At 65.9% G+C, this 25,801-nt stretch carries 20 protein-coding genes; 6 read left to right on the top strand and 14 right to left on the bottom strand.

Annotated elements, in window-relative coordinates; genetic code table 11:
• Positions 1-80: 80 nt before the first annotated feature.
• Positions 81-368, top strand: a complete 288-nt coding sequence (locus ACOCMM_RS03890; RefSeq protein ID WP_419551878.1) for a chorismate mutase — start codon at positions 81-83, stop codon at positions 366-368.
• Between the two features lie 41 nt (positions 369-409).
• On the opposite strand, the gene ACOCMM_RS03895 is transcribed toward ACOCMM_RS03890, so the two are convergent.
• The 6 genes from ACOCMM_RS03895 to ACOCMM_RS03920 all read right to left on the bottom strand — a co-directional run bounded on the left by ACOCMM_RS03895 (position 410) and on the right by ACOCMM_RS03920 (position 6,348).
• A complete protein-coding gene (locus ACOCMM_RS03895; protein WP_419551879.1) occupies positions 410-1,009 on the bottom strand; it encodes an isochorismatase family protein in 600 nt (199 codons plus the stop codon).
• A 96-nt stretch (positions 1,010-1,105) separates the two neighbouring features.
• Positions 1,106-2,266: an amidohydrolase family protein gene (locus tag ACOCMM_RS03900; protein WP_419551880.1), complete on the bottom strand. Its 1,161-nt coding sequence runs from the start codon at positions 2,264-2,266 to the stop codon at positions 1,106-1,108.
• Entirely contained in the window at positions 2,263-2,808 is a 546-nt protein-coding gene (locus ACOCMM_RS03905) for a hypothetical protein (protein WP_419551881.1), read from the bottom strand. Before ACOCMM_RS03905 ends, ACOCMM_RS03900 begins: the two co-directional genes overlap by 4 nt.
• A gap of 60 nt (positions 2,809-2,868) precedes the next feature.
• A complete protein-coding gene (locus tag ACOCMM_RS03910) occupies positions 2,869-4,566 on the bottom strand; it encodes an N-acyl-D-amino-acid deacylase family protein (RefSeq protein ID WP_419551882.1) in 1,698 nt (565 codons plus the stop codon).
• A gap of 100 nt (positions 4,567-4,666) precedes the next feature.
• A complete protein-coding gene (locus ACOCMM_RS03915; protein WP_419551883.1) occupies positions 4,667-5,098 on the bottom strand; it encodes a nuclear transport factor 2 family protein in 432 nt (143 codons plus the stop codon).
• A gap of 29 nt (positions 5,099-5,127) precedes the next feature.
• Positions 5,128-6,348 carry an aspartate aminotransferase family protein gene (locus ACOCMM_RS03920; RefSeq protein ID WP_419551884.1) on the bottom strand — a complete coding sequence of 407 codons (1,221 nt, stop codon included), beginning with the start codon at positions 6,346-6,348 and terminating at the stop codon, positions 5,128-5,130.
• Between the two features lie 208 nt (positions 6,349-6,556).
• Here ACOCMM_RS03920 and ACOCMM_RS03925 point away from each other — a divergent pair, with 208 nt between their 5' ends.
• Entirely contained in the window at positions 6,557-7,783 is a 1,227-nt protein-coding gene (locus ACOCMM_RS03925) for a pyridoxal-phosphate-dependent aminotransferase family protein (RefSeq protein ID WP_419551885.1), read from the top strand.
• Positions 7,784-7,926: 143 nt separating this feature from the next.
• Here the strand turns inward: ACOCMM_RS03925 and ACOCMM_RS03930 are convergent, their stop codons facing one another.
• The 4 genes from ACOCMM_RS03930 to ACOCMM_RS03945 form a co-directional block, all read right to left on the bottom strand.
• On the bottom strand, positions 7,927-8,541 hold the full coding sequence (locus ACOCMM_RS03930; RefSeq protein ID WP_419551886.1) for a hypothetical protein: 615 nt from the start codon (positions 8,539-8,541) through the stop codon (positions 7,927-7,929).
• A 349-nt stretch (positions 8,542-8,890) separates the two neighbouring features.
• Positions 8,891-9,613 (bottom strand): TSUP family transporter, encoded by a 723-nt coding sequence (locus ACOCMM_RS03935; protein ID WP_419551887.1) that lies wholly within the window; start codon positions 9,611-9,613, stop codon positions 8,891-8,893.
• Between the two features lie 48 nt (positions 9,614-9,661).
• Positions 9,662-10,912, bottom strand: coding sequence for an acyl-CoA dehydrogenase family protein (locus ACOCMM_RS03940; protein ID WP_419551888.1), 1,251 nt, complete (start codon positions 10,910-10,912; stop codon positions 9,662-9,664).
• A gap of 71 nt (positions 10,913-10,983) precedes the next feature.
• The gene (locus ACOCMM_RS03945) at positions 10,984-11,658 is read right to left on the bottom strand and encodes a nitroreductase family protein (RefSeq protein WP_419551889.1); all 675 of its coding nucleotides are present in this window, start codon (positions 11,656-11,658) and stop codon (positions 10,984-10,986) included.
• 126 nt (positions 11,659-11,784) lie between these two features.
• Here ACOCMM_RS03945 and ACOCMM_RS03950 point away from each other — a divergent pair, with 126 nt between their 5' ends.
• On the top strand, positions 11,785-15,201 hold the full coding sequence (locus ACOCMM_RS03950; protein WP_419551890.1) for a carboxyl transferase domain-containing protein: 3,417 nt from the start codon (positions 11,785-11,787) through the stop codon (positions 15,199-15,201).
• Between the two features lie 80 nt (positions 15,202-15,281).
• Here ACOCMM_RS03950 and ACOCMM_RS03955 read toward each other — a convergent pair whose 3' ends face one another.
• A complete protein-coding gene (locus ACOCMM_RS03955; RefSeq protein ID WP_419551891.1) occupies positions 15,282-16,745 on the bottom strand; it encodes an MFS transporter in 1,464 nt (487 codons plus the stop codon).
• A 166-nt stretch (positions 16,746-16,911) separates the two neighbouring features.
• Between ACOCMM_RS03955 and ACOCMM_RS03960 the strand changes: the two genes are divergently transcribed.
• Positions 16,912-17,976 carry a zinc-dependent alcohol dehydrogenase gene (locus tag ACOCMM_RS03960; protein WP_419551892.1) on the top strand — a complete coding sequence of 355 codons (1,065 nt, stop codon included), beginning with the start codon at positions 16,912-16,914 and terminating at the stop codon, positions 17,974-17,976.
• Positions 17,977-17,989: 13 nt separating this feature from the next.
• Here ACOCMM_RS03960 and ACOCMM_RS03965 read toward each other — a convergent pair whose 3' ends face one another.
• Positions 17,990-19,279 (bottom strand): aspartate aminotransferase family protein, encoded by a 1,290-nt coding sequence (locus ACOCMM_RS03965; protein ID WP_419551893.1) that lies wholly within the window; start codon positions 19,277-19,279, stop codon positions 17,990-17,992.
• A gap of 229 nt (positions 19,280-19,508) precedes the next feature.
• Between ACOCMM_RS03965 and ACOCMM_RS03970 the strand changes: the two genes are divergently transcribed.
• Together ACOCMM_RS03970 and ACOCMM_RS03975 are read left to right on the top strand one after the other, a co-directional pair.
• Complete coding sequence (locus ACOCMM_RS03970) at positions 19,509-20,747, top strand: alpha-hydroxy acid oxidase (RefSeq protein ID WP_419551894.1); 1,239 nt, start codon at positions 19,509-19,511, stop codon at positions 20,745-20,747.
• A gap of 4 nt (positions 20,748-20,751) precedes the next feature.
• Positions 20,752-23,289, top strand: a complete 2,538-nt coding sequence (locus ACOCMM_RS03975) for a GcvT family protein (RefSeq protein WP_419551895.1) — start codon at positions 20,752-20,754, stop codon at positions 23,287-23,289.
• A gap of 132 nt (positions 23,290-23,421) precedes the next feature.
• Here ACOCMM_RS03975 and ACOCMM_RS03980 read toward each other — a convergent pair whose 3' ends face one another.
• Both ACOCMM_RS03980 and ACOCMM_RS03985 read right to left on the bottom strand, forming a co-directional pair.
• Positions 23,422-24,756: a transposase gene (locus tag ACOCMM_RS03980; RefSeq protein WP_419551896.1), complete on the bottom strand. Its 1,335-nt coding sequence runs from the start codon at positions 24,754-24,756 to the stop codon at positions 23,422-23,424.
• 122 nt (positions 24,757-24,878) lie between these two features.
• The gene (locus tag ACOCMM_RS03985) at positions 24,879-25,793 is read right to left on the bottom strand and encodes a hypothetical protein (protein ID WP_419551897.1); all 915 of its coding nucleotides are present in this window, start codon (positions 25,791-25,793) and stop codon (positions 24,879-24,881) included.
• Positions 25,794-25,801: the final 8 nt, after the last annotated feature.

The raw sequence follows: 25,801 nt of genomic DNA on the forward strand, positions 1-25,801 counted from the left end.
AGCCCGGCGCACCTGGGGTGACGGCGCTGCGTCAGCCGAACCGGTGGTTGTCGCGGCTCGATGGGCTAGAAACAGGGCCGATGTCCGACGACCAGCTCGAGGCCTACCGCCGCAGCATCGACGACGTCGACGCCGCGCTGGTGCGCTTGCTCGCGGAACGCTTCCGCATCACCCAGGAAATCGGCGTCTACAAGGCCGCGCACGGCATGCCGGCTGCCGACCCGTTTCGTGAGGAACAGCACATCGGCAGACTGCGCGCGCTCGCCGCTGAGGCGGGCCTCGATCCCGAGTTCAGCGAGAAGTTCCTGCGATTCGTGATGGACGAGGTCATCCGTCACCACGAACACATCGCCGAGTCGAACTCCTAGCTGGGATCCCGGGGATCTGAGCGGAGCGAGTTGCGGCGAGTTCAGCGCGAGGCGACGACGGTGACGCCGGCGTCGGCGAGCTGGGCACGGGCTGCGGTCTCAGTCTCGGGAGCCACCGACGCAGCGAGATCCTCAAGCACCGTGACCGCGTAGCCGTTGGCAGCCGCATCGACGGCGGTGGCGCGTACGCAGTGGTCAAATGCGAGCCCGACGACGTCCACGTCGGTCACCTCCGCGGCGGCCAACACCTCATCCAGTGTCCGGCCGTCGTCGTCGATTCCTTCGAAGCCGGAATATGCCGCAGCCCCCATGCCCTTGCGCACACCTGCGTCGATCCGGTCAACGACGGGGTCGAGGGCGGGATGCAACTCGGCCTCAGCGGTTCCCGCCACGCCGTGCGGCGGCCACGTATCGACGAAATCGGGTTCGTCGCTGAAGTGATCGCCGGGATCGATGTGCCAGTCCTGGGTAGTGACCACCAGGTCGTAGCCGTGCTCCCCAGCCAACAGGTCCGCCACTCGCGAGGCCACTGCATTACCACCGTCAACCGGCAAGGCGCCGCCTTCACAGAAGGTGGGCTGCACGTCCACGACGAGCAGGGCCGCACGGGGCCGCTCGCGCCGGTTCGGGTTCTCAGCCATGTCTGCTCTCCCGCGCCGAGATTCGTGCCGCCGGGCGCGGCTCCCGCGGCGCTCTGAGGTCAAATCTACCGCTGGCCCGCACGGGCCCTGGCAGCGCTAGACGCCAAGCAGGAACGAGGCGTTGCCGGCCCAGAACGGCGCTGTGACGCCCTCGCCGAGGCCGGCAGCGGTGAACGACGCCTGGAACTCCGAAATGGGGTCGCGGCCGCCTTCGGGGTGCGGCCAGTCGGACGAGAACAGGAACAGCTCGGGCCCGCAGTTCGATACCAGCCAGCCCACATCCTCGAAGTGCCACGGGGTGAATCTCACTTGCCGCCGGATGTAGTCCGACGGCGCGATGGTCAGCTTGGCCAACTCGGGCTCGTGCCGCCCGAACGCCAAGATGGCGTTGTCGAGCGAACGCAGCAGGTTCGGCACCCAGCCCGCACCCAGCTCGATGAGACCGCACCGCAACTCGGGGAATTGCTCGAAGATGCCGTCCATCACCATGCACGACAGCAGGTTCTCGGCATCGTGGAAGAGGTTCAGGAAGTCCTTCGAGCGCAGGTTCTCACCGCCGCCGACGAAGTCCTTGCCGGGGTTCCGGCCGTTGTTGTGGTACGTCTTCGGCAGCTGGTTGCCGCCGTTGGGCCCCAAGTGCATGAGCACGGGCACGCTTGCCTCGCACAGCATCGCCCACAGGGGATCGAAGTCGGGATGCGTCGGGCTCAGCTCTGTTGGCACGCCGTGTGGGATCCACGCAGCCCGGCACCCGGCCTCGATGGCCTCACGGGCGCACTCGATGGTCCGTTGCGGGTCCTCCAGCGGTACAAACGCCACGCCGAGCAATCGAGGGTCGACCGAGCAGAAGTCAGCGATGCCGCGGTTGTGCGCTGATGCGCCGCCGTAGATCAGGTCGAGGTCCTTGCGGCCGTGGAACTGGGTGTGCGCGAAGGTCGTGAACACGAGCTGGCTGGCGAAGCCGAGCTGGTCGAGCGCTCCCACCCGCTCGTTGGCATCCATCGAGCCATAGGCGTAGTAGCCCTTCGGCCCGTTCACTACGTCGGCAGCCAGCTTCGCTGTCTCGTCGGGATCGTTGCGACGCTCCCAGCATTTCTCCACAAGCTCGAACGTCGCCGCATCGCCCCCGCCGGCCAGACTGAGGTTCCGGAGCTTGCTGGCAACGGAGCTGTCGGCGTAGCTGGCCAGCCAGTCCACTGGCTCCATCAGATGGCTGTCAGTGTCGTGAATGAGCCGCTCACCTGCGTACGTCGTCATGGTCTCCCCTCGTGGTCCCTTGGTGACGTGGCCTGCGATCTGCGGAACAGTGTTGCATCTTCGAGCATGCCAACGACCGGCGAATCACCGTCACCGCTGAGCTCGTCCTTCGCTGCCGCTACTGCTGCGATGACTGTCGCGTCATCGATGCCTGTTGGCCCCGAGGATGCGACCTCATCAGGCCAAGCTTCGACGGGTTCAAGATTGACGGGTCCTCGGACGTTGAGAGGCTTCGTCAGCTTGGCGATCTCTTCACGTTCGAGTTCGTAGGCCTCGCCTTCGGTTAAGTCAGTTGCGAGGGTGGCGAGGTCGTACGTGACACCGTCTGCGACGAGCTCACTGATCCGTGCTGATCCGCCTGTGAGACGCGTGTCGCCCGAGACGTGCTCAGCCTCACGAGCACGAGCGGACCGCTGAGTAATGCCCACGTATTGCTGGCCGTTCTCGAAATCGAATCGGTAGACGGTCCAGCGGCGACCGGGCGGTTGAGGAGTGTCGCTTCGTCGCTCCAGCGCCCGGTAGTCGATTTCGCGCGCCAGCATCTGCCAGGGAGTACCCCTCAGCCATTCGGTCTTCGAATCTGAAGCGATGCTTGAGCTTGGTCAGCCGCCGTGGCGGAGCAGTTGGCCGCTGTAGGTCTCGGTCTGGGCGTCTTCGGAGATGGTCTCGTGGCCGTTCACGATGACGCTGCGGTAGCCGCTGGCCCGCTGGACTCGCCGCCACTCGCCGCCCGGCAGGTCGTGGACGACTTCGTTCGGGCCGATCTCCAGATTCTCCGGGTCGTACACGAGCACGTCGGCGGGTCCGCCGTTTCGGATCAGGCCCCGGTCACGGAAGCCGGCGAGCTGTGCGGGCAGCGCCGACAGGCGACGGTGGGCTTCCTCGTAGGTAATCCACTGGTTCTCGCGCACGTGTTCGGTCAGCGTCTCGGTGGGGTAGCGGCCCGCCGTAAGGAACTTGGTGTGCGCACCGCCGTCGGACACGCCGAACAGCATGTGCGGGTACTGCACCAAGTCGCGCAACAGGTCTGAGTTGCCCTGCGGCGGCGCCACGAAGAACAGGGTGTCGAGTCCGTCGGTCACGGCGACGTCGAGCATGAGATCCACCGGGTGCTTGCCGGCAATCTCGGCTGCTTGGCCCACCGACATCTCCCGGTACCGCTCGGTCGATTCGCTGCGCGGCGACAGGATCGTCACCGTCTCGAGCGGCGCAGTGGCCGTGCGAGGAAGCGTGTCCTTGAGGGCTTGGCGACGCTCGGGATCGGCCATCTTTGCCAAGCGTTCGGCCTTGTCGCCCATGCAGGCTTCCATCCAGGCCTCAGAGTCGTCGTAGAGGTTCCAGTCCTCGAGCGTGAAAGTGAATCCCGCATCGCTGGTGACGCCCTGGCCGTAGACCGGCACCCCCTGCTCACGGCAGCGTTCCAGCCATTCGATCTGGCGACGGTGGATGTTCGGCTTGTCCTCGAAGGCCTGCACCACGTTGTGCAGCAGCGGGCGGCCGCTGATCGACGCGATCTCTTCGAGGTGTGCGAGATCGTGGGCCACGTTGCCGCTGGTCAGCGTCATCTGCACGACACCCTCGTTGCGTTCGGCCAGAACCCGGGCCAGCACCAGCGCCGTCTCGTCGTTCATCATGTCGGTCGGCATCGGCGTGCCGTCCCAGTCACGCTGCACCGCGGCGGGACCCGTCGGAGGCAGCCGCTGGGCAGACCAGCCGCAGCCACCGGCGTCCATTGCCTCGTGCACCAGCTTGGCCAGCATCTCGTGCTCGCCGACCGTCGGCATCCGGCCTTCCTTGGCGTCGTCAAGGCCCAACACCATGACGAGCATCGGCCCGATCGGCACGTACGGCAGGATGTTGAGCGCCTTGGGGGTGCGCTCGAGGCTGTCGAGGTATTCGGGGAACGTCACCCAGTCCCACGGCATGCCTTGGCGCATCGACTCGTAGGGAATGGCCTCGACCCGGGTCATCGAGCGCATGGCGTACTCGCGCATGTCCGGATCGACCGGGGCGAAGCCGAAGCCGCAATTGCCGATGGCTACCGAAGTGATGCCATGCCAGCCCGACAGCGTGCAGTAGGGATCCCAGAACACTTGAGCGTCGTAGTGGGTGTGAAGGTCCACGAAGCCGGGGGCGATATGCATCCCTGAGGCGTCGATGACCCTGGCGCCCTCACGGGCGTCGACCCGCCCGACGGCGGCGATCTTGCCGCCCGCGATGCCGACGTCGCCGCGCACTCTGGGCGCACCGGTGCCGTCGAAGATCATGCCGTCCTTGATGACGATGTCGTAGGTGCTCATGGCGATTTCTCCTGAAGCTTCCGCGTTCGGGGCACTCGGTTGCGTTGTCTTGATTGTGCCGCGTGGGACATCAGCCGTGCTCGCCGGCCCGCAGGAACGGTCAGACGTCGAGATCCCAGCCCATCTGGCGGGCTGCGTACAGCGTGTCGGTGTATTCCTCCATGTGGGCGATGCGGCCGTCGCGGCACGTGTAGACCCAGCAGTACTGGTTGTCGTAGTCGAGGCCGGTGGCCTTGGCGGTGGCCGCCAACCGCTGCTGCACGACGGCAGTGTCGTCCTCGACGGTCATCTTGCGAACTTCGAGGTTGATCGGCTTTCTGACGTCGAAGGACTGCCGGACCACGCGGCCGCCCAGAGCCTCCACGACCTCGGTCGCCCCGGACATCGTGTCCACAGCGTTGCCCAGCGCGGCCGTGGCGGGAAGCACCCACACCACGTCAGGGTCGAGACACTCCAGCAGCGTGTCCTGATCGGCCGTTGTCAGCGCGGCGTAGTAGCGCTCCATCAACGCCCGTGTCTCAGCAGTCTCCATTGTCGCTCTTCCTCCTGTGACCAGGTGTCCTAGGGCGCGGTGGCGCGCAGGGCGTCGTCGAGCCGGTCGAACATCTGCCCGATCTCGTCATCGGTGATGATGAGCGGCGGGCAGAACCCGAGCGCGTTGCCGATGGGCCGCGAGATGACGCCGCGCTTGAGGAACGCCTCGCGAGCCTCGGTGGCGTCGCGGCCGATATCGCACGCCCAGATGCCGCCGATGCCTCGGTAGCTGTCGATCATGCCGTCGCCTTGGAGCGCCAGGAAGCCCTCTTCCATGCGGTCGCCGATGTCGCGAGCGCGGTCCACCAGTCCCTCGGATTCGATGACTCCGATGTTGGCGACACCGGCCGCACAAGCCGTGGGGTGGCCCGAATAGGTGTAGCCGTGCATGAACTTGTTCTCGTCGGCTTCGAGTGTGTCTGCGATCTCGCGTGACACCACCACGCCCGACAGCGGGATGTACCCCGAGGTCACGCCCTTAGCGAAGGTGAACATGTCGGGGACCACGCCGAACGTCTGACCGCCGAACCAGCTGCCTGTCCGCCCGAAGCCGCAGATCACCTCGTCGAAGATGAGCAGCGCGCCGTGCTCGTCGCACAGGCGGCGCAGGCCCTCGAAGTAACCGGGCGGTGGCGGGATCACGCCGCCTGCGCCTTGGATCGGCTCGGTGATGACGGCTGCGATGCGTTCTCCCTGCTCGGCGAAGAGCTGTGCTGCGGGCTCGACGTCGTCGTTGGGAATCTCGACGACATGCGGCATGAGGTCGCCCCAGCCATCGCGGATCGGCTCGAGGCCCTGCACGCTGGTGCCCCCGACGTTCACGCCGTGATAGCCGCCGGTGCGGCGCACGATGACTTGCCGGTCCGCATCGCCGCGCAGCCGGTGGATGCGCCGGGCGAACTTCAAGACGGTGTCGACAGCTTCGGAGCCCGAGCAGCCCAAGAACACCCGGCCGTCCGGGTGCTGTGAGCGCGCACGGACCATCTCGGCAACTTCGACCGCTGGACCGTTCGTGAACGGATCGAACGTGTTGTAGGTCTGCAGCAGTTCGAGCTGTGCGGTGATCGCATCGATGACGGTGCGATTGCCGTGACCGATCTGGCACAGCCACAAACTGGCCAGTGCATCGATGTAGGTGTTGCCGGCGGAGTCACGCAGCATGACGCCTTCGCCGGAAACGATCTGGATGAATTCGTTCTCATCGCGGCTGACGACCGAGAACGGATGAATGAGTGCGTTGCTGCCCATCGTGGACACCCCCGTCTATGAGCTCCCATGTCCATGAGCACAGGCCTGAGCGCAGCCTACGCGTGAGCTGCGGAGCGAGGGGAGGGAAACCGGAGCCGTCGCTGGGTCATGGTGCGCCTCGAGTCCATGCAGGCGTGCACGCGGGCTGTTCGTAGGCTGATGAAGTTTGGCGACGCGCTTGCAAGCGCGGTCGCCGAAGGGAGCTTCGATGTCGCTGCGACACGGTCGACCGCTGGTCATGATCCCCGGCCCGTCGGTCATTCCCGATCGCGTCCTGAACGCGATGCGACGACCTATTCCGAACATCTACGAGGGCGAGGTGGTGAACCTCACCTACTCGCTGCTGGACCGGCTGCCGGCATTGGCCCGCACCGAGCACCGGGCGTACATCGCCATCTCCAACGGCCACGGTGCGTGGGAGATGGCCGTCACCAACACGCTGTCTCGTGGCGACAAGGTGCTGGTACTCGAAGTTGGGCACTTCGCCACGAACTGGGCCGAGATGGCTGCCCTCAGCGGAGTGAAATTCGAAGTGCTGCATGCGCCGGATCGGGCTGCCCTCGATCCCGAAGCAATCACCGAGCGTTTGCGCGGAGACGTCAGCCGGGAGTTCGCCGCTGTACTCGTCGCCCAGACCGATACAGCGTCGTCAGTGCGCAATGACATTTCCGCGGTCCGCTGCGCGATGGACGAGGCCGACCATCCGGCACTGCTGATGGCGGACTGCGTGGCCTCACTGGGCTGCGAACAGTTCGAGATGGACGACTGGGGCGTGGATGTCACCGTGGCAGGCAGCCAGAAGGGACTGATGGTCCCTCCAGGACTCGGCATCGTCTGGGTCGGGCCCAAGGCATGGGACGCACACCAGCGAGCCGACTTGCGCACTGCGTACTGGGACTGGACGCGCCGCACCGACCCCGATGCCCATTACTGGATCTTCTGCGGCACACCGCCGGTCCAGCACTTGTGGGGTCTCGCTGAGGCGCTCGACATGATCGACGAGGAGGGCTTGGAAAATGTCTGGGAGCGCCACCGCGTGATGGCAGGCGCAATCCACGCAGCCGTAGACGCATGGTCGGCACCCGGCGGGCTTGAGCTGAATGTGGTGAACCCTGCGCATCGCTCGAACTCCGTCACGATGATCCGCACTGGCGAGGTGTCCGCCCAGCAGCTGCGCGCCACTTGTGAGACCGAATCGGGCCTCACGCTGGGGCTCAGCATCACCGGCAACGCCGATGCCGAATTCCGCATCGGTCACATGGGTCATCTCAACCCGCCGATGCTGCTCGGCACGCTCGGCACCATAGAAGCCACCCTTGTGGCAATCGACGCCCCCATGGGTGCCTCCGGCGTAGCGGCTGCCGCCCAGGTCATCGCCGAGGCCACCACGCCAGCGCCCAAACCAGCGCCCGGCCCCGAGGACCCCTGGTCCTGACAGCGGCTCTCAGCACCTGCCGCTGAGCAAGACTGCGATGTGACCGATCTGTGATCACGTCGGAGCGAGTGGGCTCTGGGTTCTGACGCAGGCGCGCCACGACGCCGTATGGACCGGTTGCTGTTGTCGATGCCGTGAAGCCGTCAGGAGTCTCCATCATCGCTGGCGGTGCGGCGGAGTCGTGTGCGCTCTCCGTCGTCGTGCGCTTGGCGAAGCTGGGCGATGCGGTGGTCGTCGGGATCCAGCAGTTCTGCGACGAGCTCAGTTATCTCTGCCAGATCGATCGAGCGCGCTTCGAACATCTCGCTGAGGTCGAACCAGTCCTTTCTCCGGTCAAAAAATGCCTTGAAGACGGCAAGGTCTGAGCAGCACAGGAACGGCATCTGCTCGCCGAGGAACGGTCGTCGGACGATGCGTGTTGCCACTTCGGTGTGAAACGGATCATTCGTGAGGAAGACGTCAACCGGAATGGTGTCGCACATCAGACGCGATTGGCCCCTCGTGCGCAGCTCGGACTTTGCGGCATCGGTGGCGACGATCTCGGGCGGAAGCGCAGCGAGCGCAACCTCGGCGGACTCGGCCTCAATGAAGATGTTGAGGTCCACATCTCGCGTTGTACGCGGCTCGGGAATACACCACGCCAACGCCAGCGCACCGCCGAATGCGTATGGCAGGCCTGAGCGCTCAAGGGAATGATGCAGCCCCCGGATCAACCCCAATATGTCGGGAGCAAGAACCTCAGCCGGCTGGTCGCTCACGCCGGCTCCTGAACACGGGATACTCCAGCTCGGGTGAATTTTGCCTCGGCAAATGCATGGCGAGGTGGAGCAGGCTCGCCAGCTCCTCGCCGCGCTCCACCTCGGTCATGGTTCGAGGCGGGTACTCCTTCAGCAGAAGTTTGGGGCGTTGGACCGCTGACACGGGGCCAGTGTGCCCGATTCCAGCGGCAGCGGCAGCAATTCAGCGCATACCGGCTCTCGATAGTCGGGTATGCGCGACTCATCAGGGGGCGCAGGCCATCGCCCCGGCCACTACGCCGGTGCCAAAGCCAGCTTCGGGTCCGGAAAACCCCTGGTCCTGTCAGCAGCCCCGCCGCCGCGGGCGTGCTCAGCCGTTGACGAGTTGGCGGATGAGCACGACCGTCGCACTGGTTGCGGCGACGGCGAGCACGATCATCCGAAAGCGTGGTCCCGCAAGGCGCGGCCGTAGCCACCTTCCGAACGGCAAGCCGAGTGCCACCGCGGGCAGCAGGCCCAGCCCGAGCCAGAGCTGTCGGAGGCCGAAATCGCCCATGACGGCTAGGGCGCTGATAATGACCGTGCCGACAATGAGCATGTAGGTGGCCAGCGTGGCTCGCAACGCTGCAGGCTGCCAGTGGCTGGCGAAGACGGCGTACACCGGACCGGGCACTGCTGCCACCGATGACGAGAACGCAGTGCCGGCCCCTGCGGCATAGTCAGCTCGCTGGCCCTCGGGCGGCCGCACCCCGAACGCCTGGACTGCAACGGCCAACAGCACGAACAGGCTCACGGCAATTGCCAGCGCACGATCGCTCAACGCGGACAGCAATGCCATGCCCCCGACGAGACCCAGCGGTGCCGCGAGCAACTGCCGCCGCAGAGCGGGTGCGTTCAGCGAGGCTCTGTCCGCGATGGCGTTGCGCAGATTGATGCCGCCCGCAATCATCAGCATCGGCCCGGGCACCGCGGTCGGCTCGATGACCACCAGCACCGGCCCGGCTATGAGTCCCATGCCCATGCCGATGCACGCCTGTGTGCCAGCACCGGCGGCGACGAACAACGCTGCCAGCAAGTATTCGAGGACGCTCATCGGACGTTCTTTGCGCGGCTCATCGAACGTCCATCGTCAGCAACACACTCAGATCGGCAGGTTGCCGGTCGCTGCGGCGGTGCTGTTGGTGTCGCTGTAGGCGGCGATGGTTCGCTGGGCGATGCGCATCTGGTGGACCTCGTCGGCCCCGTCGGCAAAGCGGGCCCAGCGCGCGTGCTGGTACATATGCGCCAACGGCGTATCGGTGGAGTAGCCGAGCGCGCCGTGCACCTGAATCGAGCGGTCGATGACCCGGCCCAGCATGTTCGCTACGAAGTGCTTCGCCATCGAGACTTCGGCTTTGAAGTCGTCTCCGTGTCCGGCCTGGGCGCGATCGACCTTGTAGGCCGCGTGCAGCACCATGAGCTTCGCTTGGTACAGCTCCACCGTGCTGTCGGCGATCATCCACTGAATGCCTTGCTTCTCGGCAAGCAGCGAGCCGTGAGAGAACCGGTTGAGCGACCGGTCGACCATCATGTCGAGTGCAGTCTGGGCCTGGGCGATCCAGCGCATGCAGTGCGCCAGCCGCGCTGGCCCGAGCCGGTACTGGCCCAGCAGGTGGCCCTGGCCGCGCCCGCCCAGCATCTGGCCCCCGCCGACACGCAAGTCCTCGATCAGGATCTCGCTGTGACCGGTGGAGCCGTGCATGGTCTCGATCTGGCGCACCTCGGTCCAGCCGTCGGCCGGTAGATCCACAATGAACGCCGAGTTGCCGGCTTGCGGGATATCCGGATTGTCCTCGGTGCGGGCGATGAGGATCGCGAACTTCGACCGGTGTGCGTTCGAGATGAACCACTTGTGGCCGTTCAGCACCCACTCGTCGCCGTCGGGATAGCCGCGGGTCTGGATGAGCGTCGGATCTGATCCGGCCACCTCGGGCTCGGTCATCGCGAAGCACGACTCGGCTCGGCCCTCGCACAGCGGCGCCAGGTAGCGCTGCTTCTGGTCGTCGGTGCCCCAGTGCAGCAGCGTGTGCATGTTGCCCTCGTTGGGCGCCTGGCAGTTCAGCACCCACGAACCGAAGCGGGTCTTGGCAGCCTCGGCCTGCACCATCGCCATCTCGACGTGGCCGAGGCCCATGCCGCCCCATTCGGTCGGCATGTGCGGCAGCCACAGGTGTTCCTCGCGTGCGCGCTTGCGCATGCCCAGCAGCGCCGTCACGTACGCGTCGCGATCGGTTTCTTCGAGCCGTTCCGCGTCGATGCTGCCCTCGACGGGGCGCACCTCTGCGTCGATGAAGTCCGCGATGCGAGCGCGCAGCTTCTCGAGTTCTGGACTCAAGCTGAAATCAATGGCCATCGGTACCTCCTCGTGCCCGTATGACTGAGGCGACCCCGCAGATCCGCGACAGCGGGGCCGACGCGGGCGCGCTACAGCGTGAATGCCTCGCCGTCGCCGCGCTCGCGAACGACGAACTGCTCGACGGGCTTGCGACTGAGCTTGGTGAGCTGCTTGGTCGGCTTGCCGATCGGAAGCAGCCCACACACCGCCTCCCAGTCCTCGAGGCCGAGGAATTCCTTGGCATCGGGCTCGGATGCCGACAGCAGCGTGGTCATCGCGCCACCGAGACCTTCATTGCGGGCGCTGAGCAGGATGTTCCACGCGAACGGGTAGATCGAGGCGCCGCTCACGACACCGACGCGGTCGAGCTCCTTATCTATGGAAGCAACCACGCGCAGGTCGACGACGATCACGAGCACCACCGGCACCTGGTCCATGTGCCGGAACATCGGGAGCGGAAACTTCAGCGACTCGTCGTTCATCGCTTCGGCGATGTTCACCGCTGAGGGGCTGTAGCTCTGCCAGTAGACCTCGCCAGCCTTCACTTGGGCCGCTGCGACGCGCATCGCCGGGTAGCACAACTCGCCCAAGTGCTTCTTGCGTGCGGGGTCGCGCACCACGATGACCTTCCAGCCCTGGCGGTTGCCGCCGCTGGCCGCGAAGCGGGCGTTGTCGAAGATGCGGTACAGCATCTCGTCGGTGATTTCGTCGTCGGTGAAGTCCCGGGCGGCGAACGTGGTGCGCATGACGTCGTAAATCTCCATCTCGCCAGTCTCGCATCGTGGGGCGCGACTCGTGCTGTGCGATACCCCGGTTCCTGTGCGGCGATGTGCCACAGCGGCCACAATCGCCACACCGACAGCGCGTACGGCGCTGAGCCAGGGGGAATCGTGAGCTTCGACCGGGTCCTCATCGCCAACCGCGGCGAGATCGGCATCCGCATTGCCAAGGCTGCTGACGCACTGGGCATCGAGTCGGTTGCCGTCTACGCGCCCGTCGACGAGCGCTCACTGCACCTGGTAGCCGCGGACCACGTTGCTCCATTGCCCGGCAGCGACCCGGTGGCTGCGTACTTGGACATCTCCGCATTGCTGCGGATCGCAGGCGAGCACGGCTGCGACTGCGTTCACCCGGGCTATGGATTCCTTGCTGAGAACGCAGCGTTCGTTCATGCATGTGCTCAGGCAGGGATCGCATTCGTCGGCCCGGCAGCGAGCACGCTCGAGCTCTTCGGCGACAAGATCCGCGCTCGGGCCCTGGCCACTTCCCTTGGCATTCCCGTCGTGGGGGGATCGCCGGGTGCTGTTGCCGACGCGGCTGCCGCAGCCGGCGCGGCCGCAGCGATTGGATTGCCGGTCATGTTGAAGGCCGCTGCCGGCGGGGGCGGTCGCGGCATGCGCGCCGTGGAGCGCATCGAGGACATCGACGAGGCGTTCGGGCGATGCTCGAGCGAGGCCGCCGCAGCGTTTGGCGACGGCACTGTGTTCGTGGAGCGTCTCGTGAACCGGCCGCGCCACATCGAGGTGCAGGTGCTGGCGGACCATCACGGAAATGTGACGCATCTCTACGAACGGGATTGCTCGGTCCAGCAGCGCAATCAGAAGGTCATCGAGATCGCCCCTGCCCATGGGCTCAGTGCTGAACTGCGGGCACAGCTTCATGCCGACGCCGTCCGACTCGCCGCCGAGGCGGGCCTGGTGAATGCGGCCACGGTGGAGTTCCTGGTTTCGCCCGAAGCTGGCGAGCACTACTTCATCGAGTGCAACCCCCGCATCCAGGTGGAGCACACCGTCACCGAGCAGGTCACCGGCGTTGATCTCGTCGAAGCTCAGTTCCGCATCGCCGCCGGCGAAACGCTCGCAGCGGTGGGCATCGGCGCGGCTGGCACCGCCGAGCCTCGCGGCTACGCGGTGCAGGCCCGTGTGGTGGCAACTGGATCGGGTGCGATCTCGGCATACCAGGAGCCCTCCGGGGCGGGTGTGCGAGTCGACGCCGCCGGGTATTCCGGCTACGCGCCGCCGCCGTACTACGACCCCCTGCTCGCCAAGGTCATCGCTACCGGGAACACCATCGAAGCCGCGGTGGCCCGCACTTCATCGGCCTTGGCCGACTTCCACATCGGTCGGCTGCCCACGAATATCGGCCAGCTCCGCGAGATCCTGGACCATCCGGCGGTGAGCAATGGCGACGCACGCACCACGTTGTTGGCCGAAATGGTGACGGCGCAAAGCGGAGCGTCGGGCAGTCCGAACGGCATGGGTGGCGGCGACGCTTCGCGCCGCGCCGCCCTCTTGGAGCCAGCGTTGCCACACCCCGCTGCTGCGCCTGCCGCTATGCCGGCGTTGCCGCCATCGACATGGCCGGACCGCGAACTCGGTGACGATGAAGTAGCAGTCTCCAGCCCACTTCCCGCCAGCGTCGTCGAGGTGCGGGTAAGCGCAGGTGACGCTGTGGCAGCAGGGCAGGCGCTCGTGGTGCTGTCGGCCATGAAGATGGAGACCGAGGTCACCGCGCCTAGCGCCGGCACGATCACAGCTCTGCGTGAGTTGCAGCCTGGCGACCAGCTGGCCGCGGGCGACGTGCTCGCGGTAGTGACTGCGACGGCTTTGTCGGGCACACCGGCGGCCGCAGAAGCGGCGCGCAGCGGCTGGGAACCGCTGCTTGATGAGGTGCAAACCCTGCGGCGGTTGGCGGAGAAACGCCTGGGGCCCGACTCGGACGAGCCCGGTGTGGTGCGCCAGCGCAGCCGGGGAAAGCTGCACTGCCGGGACCGCATCCGGCTGCTGCTCGACGAGGGCTCCTTCCGCGAAGTCGGCAGCCTCGCGGGCTTTGCCTCCTACGACGACGATGGCGAGATCGCAGCGTTCACACCCGCGAATCACGTCGGCGGAACCGGCACGATCGAGAGCCGAGGCGTGGTGGTCTGTGCAGACGACTTCACCTCGCGCGGCGGCCATGCCGACGGGGCAATCGGCGCCAAGAGCTTCCACCTCGACCTGCTCTCGACCGAGTTGGGGGTGCCGTCGATCCGGCTCCTCGATGGCTCTTCGGGCGGTGGCAGCGTTGCCTCGATGGTGCCCGAGCAACGCAAGGATGGGGAAAGCACGGCCAAGGAGAGCTCTGGCGCCATCAAAGCCGGGCGCCCGCGGGTGAGTGGAGGCGGCGGTTCGTTCTTGCCTTCGCACTTGGGCAGCACCGAGTACGCCACCCAGCTCGCCACGGTGCCGGTGGTCAACATGCTGCTCGGCAGCGTGGTCGGCATCGGAGCCGCGAAGGCCGTCCTGGGCCACTTCGCCGTCATGGTGCGCGACATCTCGCAGCTGTTCGTGGCAGGACCGCCGGTCGTCAGCCACGCGATGGGCTACGACATTTCCAAGGAAGACCTCGGCGACTGGCGCATCCACTGCACGAACGGCTCGGTGGACAACCTGGCCGAGACCGAGGAGGAGGCAGCCGAGCTGGTGCGACAGTTCCTTTCGTACCTGCCGTCGTCGGTGTATGAGACGCCACCCGTGCTGCGGCCGGACCCCGATGATCCGCCGGATCGGCGTGAAGACGAGCTGCTGACGCTGATTCCCCGAAAGCGCACCACCACGTTCGACATGCGCCGCGGCATCGAGCTGATCTGTGACCGCGGCTCGTTTTTCGAGATCGGTCCGCTGTGGGGCACTGACCAGGTGGTCGGGTTCGCACGCATCAACGGGCACCCGGTGGGGGTGCTGGCGTCGGACAGCCGCCATCCCAACGGCGGCGCACTGACTGCCGACGGCTGCGACAAGCTGACCCGCCACATCGACCTGTGCGACCTCTTTCATGTGCCGATACTGAACCTGTGCGACAACCCCGGCTTCGCGGTCGGGGTCGAGCACGAGATCACCGGGACGATCCGCAAGGGTGCGACGTGGATGACGGCGTTCGCCCAGGCCACGGTGCCGATCTTCACTGTGCTCATGCGGCGCAGCTTCGGCGTGGCCGGCAACAACTACGCCACGCCACGGCGCCAACACAACGCCCGGGTGGTTTGGCCGGCCGCAGATGTCGGGGGCATCCCGCCCGAGGGCGGCATCGAGGCTGCCTACAAGCGGCAGCTGGCCGAGGCTGAAGACCCGGTGGCGCTGCGGGCGGAGCTGGAGGCGCGCATCGAAGCCGCGCGTGGCCCGATCGGTCCGCTCAACCGCTTCCAGATCGAGGAGATGATCGACCCACGCGAGACTCGTCGACTGATTTGCGAGTGGATCGAGGGCGCCTATCGAATCGTCAGCCGGCCGGCTCAGCTTGTGGCGCGCCCGATCGCTTTCCGCCCCTGATCTGGCTGCGCAGCTTCGAGCGAGGCTGCATCTGCCACATCGCCGGCACGGACGCTGAAATTTGGGCGCCGAGCCCGGATTCAGGCGGGGTCGACCGACCAGACCTCGGGTGCCCGACCTGGCTGGATCTGAGGCGCTCCGGGTGATGCACCGTTCGCCTTCGCTCCTGCGAGCACTGCGGCGCGACCGGCGGGCACACCGTTGCGCGAGGCCGCGAGCACTGCTTGGGGAGCGGCGGATGGCGGACGGGCTACGACGCGCGCCGGCTCGACACGTTGGACTGGTCGCGGTGCGCGTGCACTCAGGTAGTCGCGGGCCGGGTTGCCGGCGAAGCTGTAGACGACCAGACCCACCACGGCAATCGCTGCCAAAGCGAAGAACGCGGACCGGTAGCTGTACGCATCGTTGAGGACCCCGGTGAGGAACGGCCCACCGGCCAGGCCGGACACCATCAGCAGTGAACCGAAGCCGTAGATGCGCGGATAGTCCCGTACGCCGAAAGCGTCGGCCAGGATCAGCGGATGAAGCATCAGCAGGTTGCCCATGGCACTGCCGAGCACCAACACGCCGAACAAGATGGCGAGGCCGCTGCCAGCAACAGCCAGCAGGCACAGCCCCACGACCTGCACCACCATCAGCACCATCGTGAGCCAACGCAGCGACACCTTCAGGGCTGCAACGCCGCCGCAGATCCTCGCGACGACGCTGGTGCCCGCCAGCAGCTGCACCGCACCCGCACCAGCGGCCTCGAATCCCAAGCGGTCGCCGGCGAACTTGTACATGTGCTGGATGGCCCCGACTTGGCTGCTCATCACCAGCACGAATCCGATGGCAGTGAAGATGAAGAACCGAGTGCGGATGGCCTGCTGGTAGGGCATTCCCGGCGGTGGAGAATCGGGGGCTCCGCCCGAATCGCTGGCCTGCCGCGCACCGTCGGGCCGTAGTCCCACGTCTTTGGGCCATGCTCGAATGAAGAACCACGTCGAGATCAGCAGCAGGACGCAGTACACCAGCGCGAATCGGGGCGCCCAGTAGACCAACGATTCGGTTTCGATGCGTTGACTGAGCTGCGGCAGCAGGATGATGCCGCCGAGCGACAGACCGGTGGAGGCGATTGCCATCGCCACCGAGCGGCGACGCTCGAACCAGCGCGTCACCAACGTGGTAGTCGGCACCAGACCGCAGAGTCCGAACCCGATGCCGAAGATGGTCATCACGACGAACATCTGCCAGCCAGACTGCACTTGTGCGAGGAGTGCCATGCCGACGGTGCTGACTGCAGTGCCCGCCGTGATCACCCAGCGAGCATCGAAGCGGTTAACCAGCTTGCCTGTGTAATACCCGCACAGACCTGATGCCAGCAAGAAGGCGCCCACGCCTGCGCCCGCGAGACTGGTGCTGAAGCCCTGCTCGTCGACGAAGGCATCCAAGAAGGCGCCGAGGGCATAGAACACCATGCCCGAGGTGATCATCATCACCCCGAAGACGCCGGTCAGCACAACCCAGCCCCGAAGGGACCGCTGGCTGCGCTCAGCGGTAGCCACCGGCACACTCATCGCCGCACAGCCTGCCAGCTAACTTGCCCCGATGCGCCTGCCGCGGCCGGAATGCGCGTCGGCACCGCGGACGGCCGAGCGTTCATGAGCCAGTATTCGCCGAACCGATGAGAATGATCTGCAGCCAAACGGCAGGCGAGGAGCGAGCAAGCCGATGGAAATGATGAAGGCCGGCCGGATGGTCGACATCGGACGCATGGAATGCGAAGAGATTCCCGTGCCACCTCTGGACGAGGCCTCCTCAGACGCCGCGCCGTCCTCGAGGCCCGATGCCGCCCTGGGCATGACAGCGGTGAATTACGACGTGCTCATTCGGTCCGAGATGGCTTCTATCTGCGGCAGCGATCTGCACATGGTGATGATGGGGGCCGGCCTTGCGCATCGCCCGCCGTGCCCGCATGGCTTCCCGGGACACGAGGGCATCGGCATGGTGGTCGAGAGCCGAGCGTCAGGCCTTCCGGAGGGCACGCATGTACTGACCTTTCCGAATCCGCCGGTGGGCGAGTGCTTCAACGCATTTCAGCGGATCAACTCCGGCTACTACGTTCCGCTTCCGGCGAGCGATGTGCCCCGCTCGCACCTGCTCATGGGCCAGCAGCTCGGCACGGTCATCTACGCCATGCGCCAGCATCCCCGCGACGTGTCCGGCGAGACCGTCGTCGTGATGGGACAGGGATCGGCTGGATTGTTCTTCACCTACCTGTTGAAGCGGGCCGGTGCCGAGCGGGTCATCGTTTCCGACCTCTCGCCGGCGCGCCTGGCTGTCGCAGAGGCCTACGGCGCGGACGAGTGCCTGAATGCCGCCGAGCTCGGCAACGCCGGAGTCATCGAGGCCATCAAGGACATGACCGACGGCCGCGGCGCCGACTACGTCGTGGAAGCTGTGGGGCGCGCGGACACGTTCCTGGACTCGGTCGAGCTCGTGCGCATGGACGGTCAGCTGCTGTGGTTCGGGCTGCCGTCCACCGACGACAACATCCACGTGCGCTTCCAGAAGTTCTTCCGCAAGCGGCTGTCCGCGGCGAGCACGTACGGGGCCCAGGACGAGCCCGGCTCCATGTCCTTCCGCCAGGCGCTACGCCTGATCGCCTCGGGCGACATCGACGTGTCGCCACTGCTCAGCTACGTCTTCGACGTCAGCGACATCGGCGACGCGTTCCGGCTCGCGCACGAACCTCACGAAGTTGGCGCGCTGAAGGTTTCGATCAGCTTCGACTGACGAGCGCCTGCTCTCAGTCGAGCGCTTCGATGGCGACGACGAGGAGGTCGAGCCCCTCATCCATCTCTGCTTCGGTCACGTTCATCATCGGCGTGATGCGGATGACGTTGCCGTAGAGGCCGCCCTTGCCCACGAGCAGGCCGCGGTCCTTGGCGGACTCCAGCACTGCCGACGTGGTCGCGGCGTCGGGCTCGATGCTGCCCGGGTGGCAGAACTCGAGGCCTTGCATCAGTCCCTTGCCGCGCAGCTCCGCGACATGCGGCGACGCGTCGCACACGGGAGCCAGGCGTTCGTGCATCTGCGCCCCGCGGGCAGCGGCATTGGCCTGCAGATTGTTCTCGAGCAGGTAACGCAGGGTGGCCCGGCCCGCGGCGGTCGAAAGCGGATTCCCGCCGAAGGTAGTGATCGAATTGCGGGTGAGGCAGTTCATGAGCTCGGCCCGGGCAACGATGCCCGCCAGGGTGATGCCATTCCCGACGCCCTTGGCGAAGGTGATCGCATCGGGCGTGATGCCGTGGGCCTCGTAACCCCAGAAATGCTCGCCGGTGCGTCCCCAGCCGGACTGCACCTCGTCGGAGATGAACAGGATCCCCTCCGAAGCCAGCACCTTGCCCATCGCACCGAAGAAGCCGTCGGGCGGTGTGGCGAAGCCTCCGACACCCTGGATGGGCTCGGCGATGAGCGCCGAGAAGCCGCCTGAATCGGTCATGTCGATGAGCTGGACGAGATCCTCCACGCAGGCATTGGTGAAGGCGTCGTCGTCGAGATGCCTGAAGGGGCTGCGCAGCCGGTAGCCGCCCTGGACGAACTGCACGTCGAGCCCGCTGAAGCTGCTTGTCGACCAAGCCCGGTGGCTGGTGATCGCCTGGGCCGTGAGCGAGCGGCCGTGATAGCTGTTGCGCATCGCCAGCACCTGGTTGCTATTGCGGTAGTTGGTGGCCAGCAGGATCGCGGTGTCGTTGGCCTCGCTGCCCGAGGTGGTGAACAGCACACGGGGGTCGGGAATGCCCGACACCGCAGCGACCTCCTCGGCGAACGAGATCATCTCGGAGTTCAGGTACAGCGTCGAGGTGTGCATCACCTTGGCTGCTTGGGACTGCACGGCCTCGACCACGACTGGATTGGCGTGCCCGATCATGGTCGTGAGGATCCCGCCGAAGAAGTCCAGGTAGCGATTGCCCTCATTGTCGAAGACGTAGCTCCCCTCGCCGCGGTCAATCGAGAGGGGCCGTTCGTACAGCGGGCTGATGAAGCTGGGCATGATCGCCCGGTAGCGCTCCGCGAGATCGGCGGTAGCAGCCATGTCGGCTCACTTTCGCTTCGCTTGAGAAAAGTCGGATGCCCGAACCGCAGTCTCCGATGCATGCGGAACGGGCATTGGGAAGTTCGGGCACATCGTAGAGTTCGTTCGCACCCGGTACGACCGGGAGGCAACCAATACGAGCGTCCACGATCGAGTCGGCCTCAAGCTGAGAAGACGAAGCCGATGAGTTGGTGGGGACCCTGAGCGGCCAGCAGAGGGGAGGCATGTCATGGCAGGTCTGGCGAAATGGGTCACACAGGCCTATGAGACCGCCCGCAGCGTCATGCAATTCGGCGAGTTCGAACGCGATGCGGACAAGCGGCACCTGATCCGCGCCGCAGACGTATCGGACTTGCGTCGTATGGCGAAACGCCGGATGCCCGGCGGCTGCTTCGACTACATCGACGGGGCAGCGGAGGACGAGGTCAGTGCCGAGCGCAGCGTGTCGGCATATCACCGCTGGCAATTCCGGCCGCGTGTGCTGCGCGACGTGACCGACGTGGATATCTCGGGCAGAGTCCTGGGCAAGACAGTGCCGATACCGCTGGTCATCGCACCGACCGGCTTTGACCGCATTGCCCAGTCCCAAGGCGAACTGGCTGTGGCACGGGCTGCCGAACGTGCCGGCATCCCGTACTCGCTCTCGACGATGGGCACGCGCTCAGTCGAAGAAGTGGCCGATGTGTGCTCGGGGCGCAAGTTCTTCCAGGTGTACGTGTGGCGTGACCGAGAGCTCATGGCCGACTTGCTGAAACGTTCCGCGGCTTGCGGGTACGAGGCGATCATGATCACGGTCGACACGGCAGTGCTGGGGCGCCGCGAGCGTGACGTGCGTCACGGATTCAGCCTGCCGCCCAAGCTCGGTCCTGACACGATCATCGACGGACTGCTGCACCCACGATGGCTGCTCGACTTCTTGAGCAACGAGCCGATCAAGTTCTCCAATTGCGAGGGGACGAGCGGCGGCGACGGCGGCGATGCGGTCGCCCTCGCCGACTACGTCAACAGCCAATTCGATCCGTCGCTGTCGTGGGACGACATCGAGTGGTTCCGCGATCGCTGGGACGGCCCCGTGATGCTCAAGGGGGTGCTGTCGCCGGACGACGCGAAGATCGCCGCCGACATCGAGCTCGACGCCGTGATCGTGTCCAATCACGGGGGACGCCAGCTCGACGGGGCCCCGTCCCCGGTGGAGTGCGTGCCGGCGATTCGCGAGGCAGTCGGCGACCGCTGTGAGGTGATCTGTGACGGCGGGATCCGGCGAGGCAGCGACATCGTCAAGGCGCTGGCACTGGGGGCCGACTCGGCGATGATCGGCCGTGCGTATCTGTATGCGCTCGGTGCTGCCGGCGAGACCGGAGTGGACTGGGTGCTCAACTACTTCGTCGAGGGGATGACCCGAACGATGCGCTTGAACGGCGTCCGCTCGGTCGCCGACTTGACGCCCGACTTGCTTGAACGCATCTGAACCAGTGGCGACTGCAAGAGAAACTGTGGGGCGCAGCCTGCCTGACCAAGCCGAAGTGGTGGTGATCGGCGGTGGGGTTGTGGGTTGTGCGATCGCCTACCACCTTGTGCGTCGGGGCATTCGGGACGTGCTGCTGCTGGAGCAGAACCAGCTCACGTCAGGCACGACCTGGCATGCGGCTGGGTTGGCGGCGCAGCTCAAGGCGACGTACAGCCTGACCAAGCTCGCTACGTACTCGGTGCGGCTCTTCGAGGCGCTCGAAGACGAGACCGGTCAGGCCACGGGCTTCCGGGCGCCGGGCTCGATCTCGGTGGCGGCGGACGCAGAACGTTGGGACGAGATCCTGCGAGGTGCCTCGATGGGGGCCTCCATGGGCGTCGAATCCCGGCAGATCGACATGGACGAGCTCTCGGAGATGTGGCCGCTGATCCGCACCGACGATCTGGTGGGCGCGCTGTACCTGCCTGATGACGGCATGGTCTCGCCCGTTGACGTGACGATGGCGTTGGCAAAGGGGGCGCGAGCGCACGGCTGCCGCATCGTCGAAGGGGTCGCGGTGACTGGCCTTGAGACGCGCAACGGCGCAATTTGCGGTGTGCGCACTGAATCGGCGAACGGCGGCGCGGACGAAGCCGCCGATCACCTCATCGAAACCGAAACGGTGGTGCTGGCCACGGGCATGTGGACCCGCCATCTGGCTGCGCAGATCGGCGTGAACGTCCCACTGCAGGCCTGCGAGCACTTCTACGTCGTCACCGAGCCACTTGATGGCGTCAATGCGACGACGCCCATCATGCGCGATCCCGGCAACTTCTCGTACTTCAAGGAGGAGACCGGCAAGCTCATGGTCGGCTTCTTCGAACCGGAGGCCAAGGTCTGGCGCCTGGGCGGCGTGCCTCGGGACTTCAGCTTCGGCACCCTCGACGAGGACTGGGACCACGTCGGACCTGTGTTCGAGCGCTCTTGTCACCGTGTGCCCGCACTCGAGGACTGCGGCGTGCAGCTCTTTTTCAACGGTCCCGAGTCATTCACCCCCGACGGCGTGTACTACCTCGGCGAGGCTCCCGAGGTGGACGGCTGTTTCGTGGCGGCGGGCTTCAACTCTGTCGGCATCCAGTCCGCGGGCGGAGCCGGATGGGTGCTCGCCGACTGGATCGCTGACCGGCATCCGCCGATGGATCTCTCAGCGGTGGACATCCGGCGTGCCATGCCGTTCCAAGCCGACGAGGGCTACCTGGCCGAGCGCATCAGCGAGAGCCTCGGATTGCTGTATGCGATGCACTGGCCGTTCTTCCAGTACACGAGCGCCCGCGGCCAGCGCCGCTCGGCGCTGCACGACGCAATGGATGCGGCCGGTGCCGTTTTCGGCGAGACAGCCGGCTGGGAGCGGGCGAACTGGTTTGCCGAGCCCGGCCAGGAGCGCGAGTACCGCTACAGCTACGGCAAGCAGAACTGGTTCGACAATGCAGGACGGGAATGCGACGCGGTTCGCAACGGTGTCGCACTGTTCGACCAGTCGTCATTCGCCAAGTTCACAGTGCACGGTCCCGACGCGCTCGATGTGCTCGACACGCTGAGCGTGGCTTCGGTGGATGTGCCCGCCGGGCGCGCCGTCTACACCCAGTGGTGCAACGAGCGGGGCGGCATCGAAGCCGACCTGACCGTCACTCGACTGGGCGGTCACGAATTCTGGGTGGTCACCTCGGCTGCCAGCCAGACACGCGACTGGGCATGGCTGAGGCGGGCTTGCCGGGGAAGAGATGTCGAGATCGCCGACGTGACCGACGAGTGGGCGGTGCTCGGCCTCATGGGATCCCAAGCGAGGGACATGCTCAGCCGGATCACCGATGCGCCGCTCGACAATGAGTCCTTCGGGTTCGGCACTGCGCGCCACATTGACATTGCAACGCCAGCGGGCCCGACGCCGGTGCTGGCGGTACGCATGAGCTACGTCGGCGAGCTCGGCTGGGAGCTGTACGTGCCGAACGCCCAGGCAGTCGCGGTGTACGAAGCGTTGAGAGACGCTGCCGAGACCGCCGACGGTTTGGAGTTGGCGCACGCCGGCTACCACGCCATGAACACACTGCGCCTTGAGTGCGGCTACCGGCACTGGGGCCACGACATCAGTGACGAGGACACACCGCTCGAATCAGGGCTCGGGTTCGCGATCGCATGGGACAAGCCACGCGACTTCATAGGCCGCGCCGCGCTGGAGGCGCAGCGTCACCAGCCGCGCACTCGCCGCCTGGTGCAGTTCCGTCTGGAAGATCCCGACCTGATCGCCTACCACGACGAACCGATCCGTCGTGACGGCGAACTCGTGGGACGGGTCACCTCGGCAATGTGGAGCTACACCGAGGACCGCTGCCTGGCGATGGGCTACGTGACCCATCCGACAGCGGCCGACTCGGAACCGCAGCCGGTCACCAAGTCCTGGCTCGAAGCCGGCAAGTTCGACATCGAAATCGCCGGCCGTCGCATCGCCGCCACGCCCTCGATCCGCAGCTTCTACGACCCCACCAACCAGCGCGTCCGCATGTAACTGCACAATCCGAAAGTTCAAGTTTCAGATTGCACGCAAATGCGGGTCCGAGCACCCACGCCATAGTGGCGCGACTGAATGGATGGCCGTGCCGGAGTCGGGATCAGCGCCGAGCCAGAGATGTAGCGGATGTCACGCGGCTGATGTACGCTGCGGCCATATCCCCCCAGTCGCTTCCGGTGGCTGGGCGAAGGCCCGCTTCGGCGGGCCTTCGAGCATTGTGCACGCTGTTCCAGGCTTGGGGCTTGCGGATCGGTCCCTTTGAGTCGATGGGAACGATACTTCGCAGGGTGTGGGTTGATGATCCCCAGCCCTACTCGACAGCGGATACATAGAACTCGAGCCTTCGCGGTTTTGTGGGATCGGGCTGCTGGGCTCGGTGTTGTCAGGCTGTGTGATGAGGATGCCGCGGGCTTCGAAGTTGGCGTAGTTGGTGAATCGGTGGGCTTTGCGGCGCAGGACCTGCGGCAGGTTGTTGGTCCGGTCGATTCGGCCGTTGGGGGGCCGTCGGGCTCGGTGCCAGTCGAGGATTTCCTCGTGCCAGGCGAGGAACGTGTCGACGATGTCGCTGAACTCGGGTATCTGGCCGGTGCGGTAGATGTCCGCGAACCGGTCGAGCGCTTCGAGGGCGCCTTTTCGGTCCTTGGCGAGGTAGAGGCCGTGCAGCTCGCCGAGCGCTGCCCATGCAGCCTTGAGCCTCGGGTGGGCGGCGAAGAGGCCGTCGAGGCGCACCGCGGTCAGCCCCGCTGCGAACCATCTGATGACCCGGTACCGGTCCAGCACGTGGCGGGCGCGGCCGAGCCGCCGTTCGATTGCTGCCTTGTATGGCTTCGAGCCGTCGGACACCACGACCTTCACGCCCTTGCACCATCTGTGCCCCTGGGAGGCCAGGAACCCCGACAGCGCCTGGGCGTTGCGGTGGGGCACCATCGCGAGCACCTCGCCGGTGTCGCCGTTCACGAGCACCGTCACGTACCGGTGCCCACGGCGGATCGAGGTCCCCTCCACCAAAAGCAGCCGGCATCTTCGCCGCCGGCGGCGGTCCGCGACCAGCCCCGCATAGGCGACCACCAGCGCATTGACCAGATCCCAGCCCAGCCGGCGGCGGCGGGCCGCCGCGTTGACCGTCATCGCCCGCGCGTCCTGGACCACACGACGGGCCAGCCGGGCCGTGAGACGGCCCTCGAACGCCGGGCGGTCCTCGCAGAACCGACCGCCGCACGGCCCCCACACCAGCCGCCGCCGCTGCCACACCAGCGTCACCGGCCGACCCGACACCTCCAGATCGCGCACCTTGTTGTCGCGGCGGTCATGCACCCGCCCGCTCGGCGTCGCGCAGCGCGGCCACTTCGGACCCAGCACTGTCGAGACGACCCCCACCGCCAGCCGCTCGGGCAAGTCGACCAACACCCCCAGCACCCGCACCTGCGCCAGCCACAGCCGCACCGACACAACATCTCTCGCCATCGAGGCCCTCCAGGGCTCGGCGCCTGCAAACACCGAACCCAGCAGGGCCTCGACCCCTACCCAAGGACCCCCAACCCACCGTCATCCCAAAAAATCGCGAAGAGCCTAGAACTCCATTGTCGTCAGAGCCACGGCGGCGGTCTCGCGGTGAGGGACCCCCTGCGCTTGTATGCCGGTGCTCGAGATGCATCCCGTGCTGGGTGCCAAGGTCTCTCAAGCGAGATGAAGCAGTCGGGATACCTGAAACTCGATTGCGTGTCCTTGTAGGACAGTGTCAGGGAGTCCTCCTGCAGCGTGCTTGTTATCACGCTCACACTGCCGCTCGCATCGCCGCTTGGCCCGTTCGCTGACACAAAGAGCGTGATTCCTGTTCCTACGGCGATACCGGTGATCTCCAATTCGGGCCAGTGCTCCGCAACGCCCCGCAGCAGCGCCGCCAATTCATCACCTGCCACGACTGGGCGGGTTTCCAGTTGGTAGCCGGCGATCGAGCCCTCGCTCAGGCGCAGCTCGATATCCCATTGACTCGTCGACCTCGACTGTGTACCGAATCCGATCATTTCGGCGAAACTCTGGTAGCCGACTGAATCCGCTAGAAGATCTACACTTCCGCTGTCGTTTCGTCCATGTGGGAAGCTGCCGATGAGTTGCCTGCCACTGAGTTGTTCGGCTCTCTTCAGTAATAAAACTGCGAGGCTGTCAGCACCGTATTCGGCCGCAATTGATGCATCCACGGCGAGGTACATTGCCCGTCGCTGACGAGAGTCGACAACGAGACTGAATAGCAGCGCCAACCCGAAACACACTATGATTAGAAGGACTCCAAGCGTCTTGGCAGCGCCGCTGGCGACTAAGGCGATTCCGATTCCAATAAATGCCAGCAGCGCCCATCCGATTGGATTTGTGAACAGCCCAAGGACTGTCCGTACAAGAAGTCTCGCTGCTCGTGCGGCGAGAGCCAGTGGCACCAGAGCGAGCTGCAGCAGACACCCGACTGTCGCGACACCTGCCATCGCGGCTTCGTGGTCCGTGTTCATGAGTTTGA

This window comes from Candidatus Poriferisodalis sp. (assembly GCF_965198245.1).
GTDB lineage: Bacteria > Actinomycetota > Acidimicrobiia > Acidimicrobiales > Poriferisodalaceae > Poriferisodalis.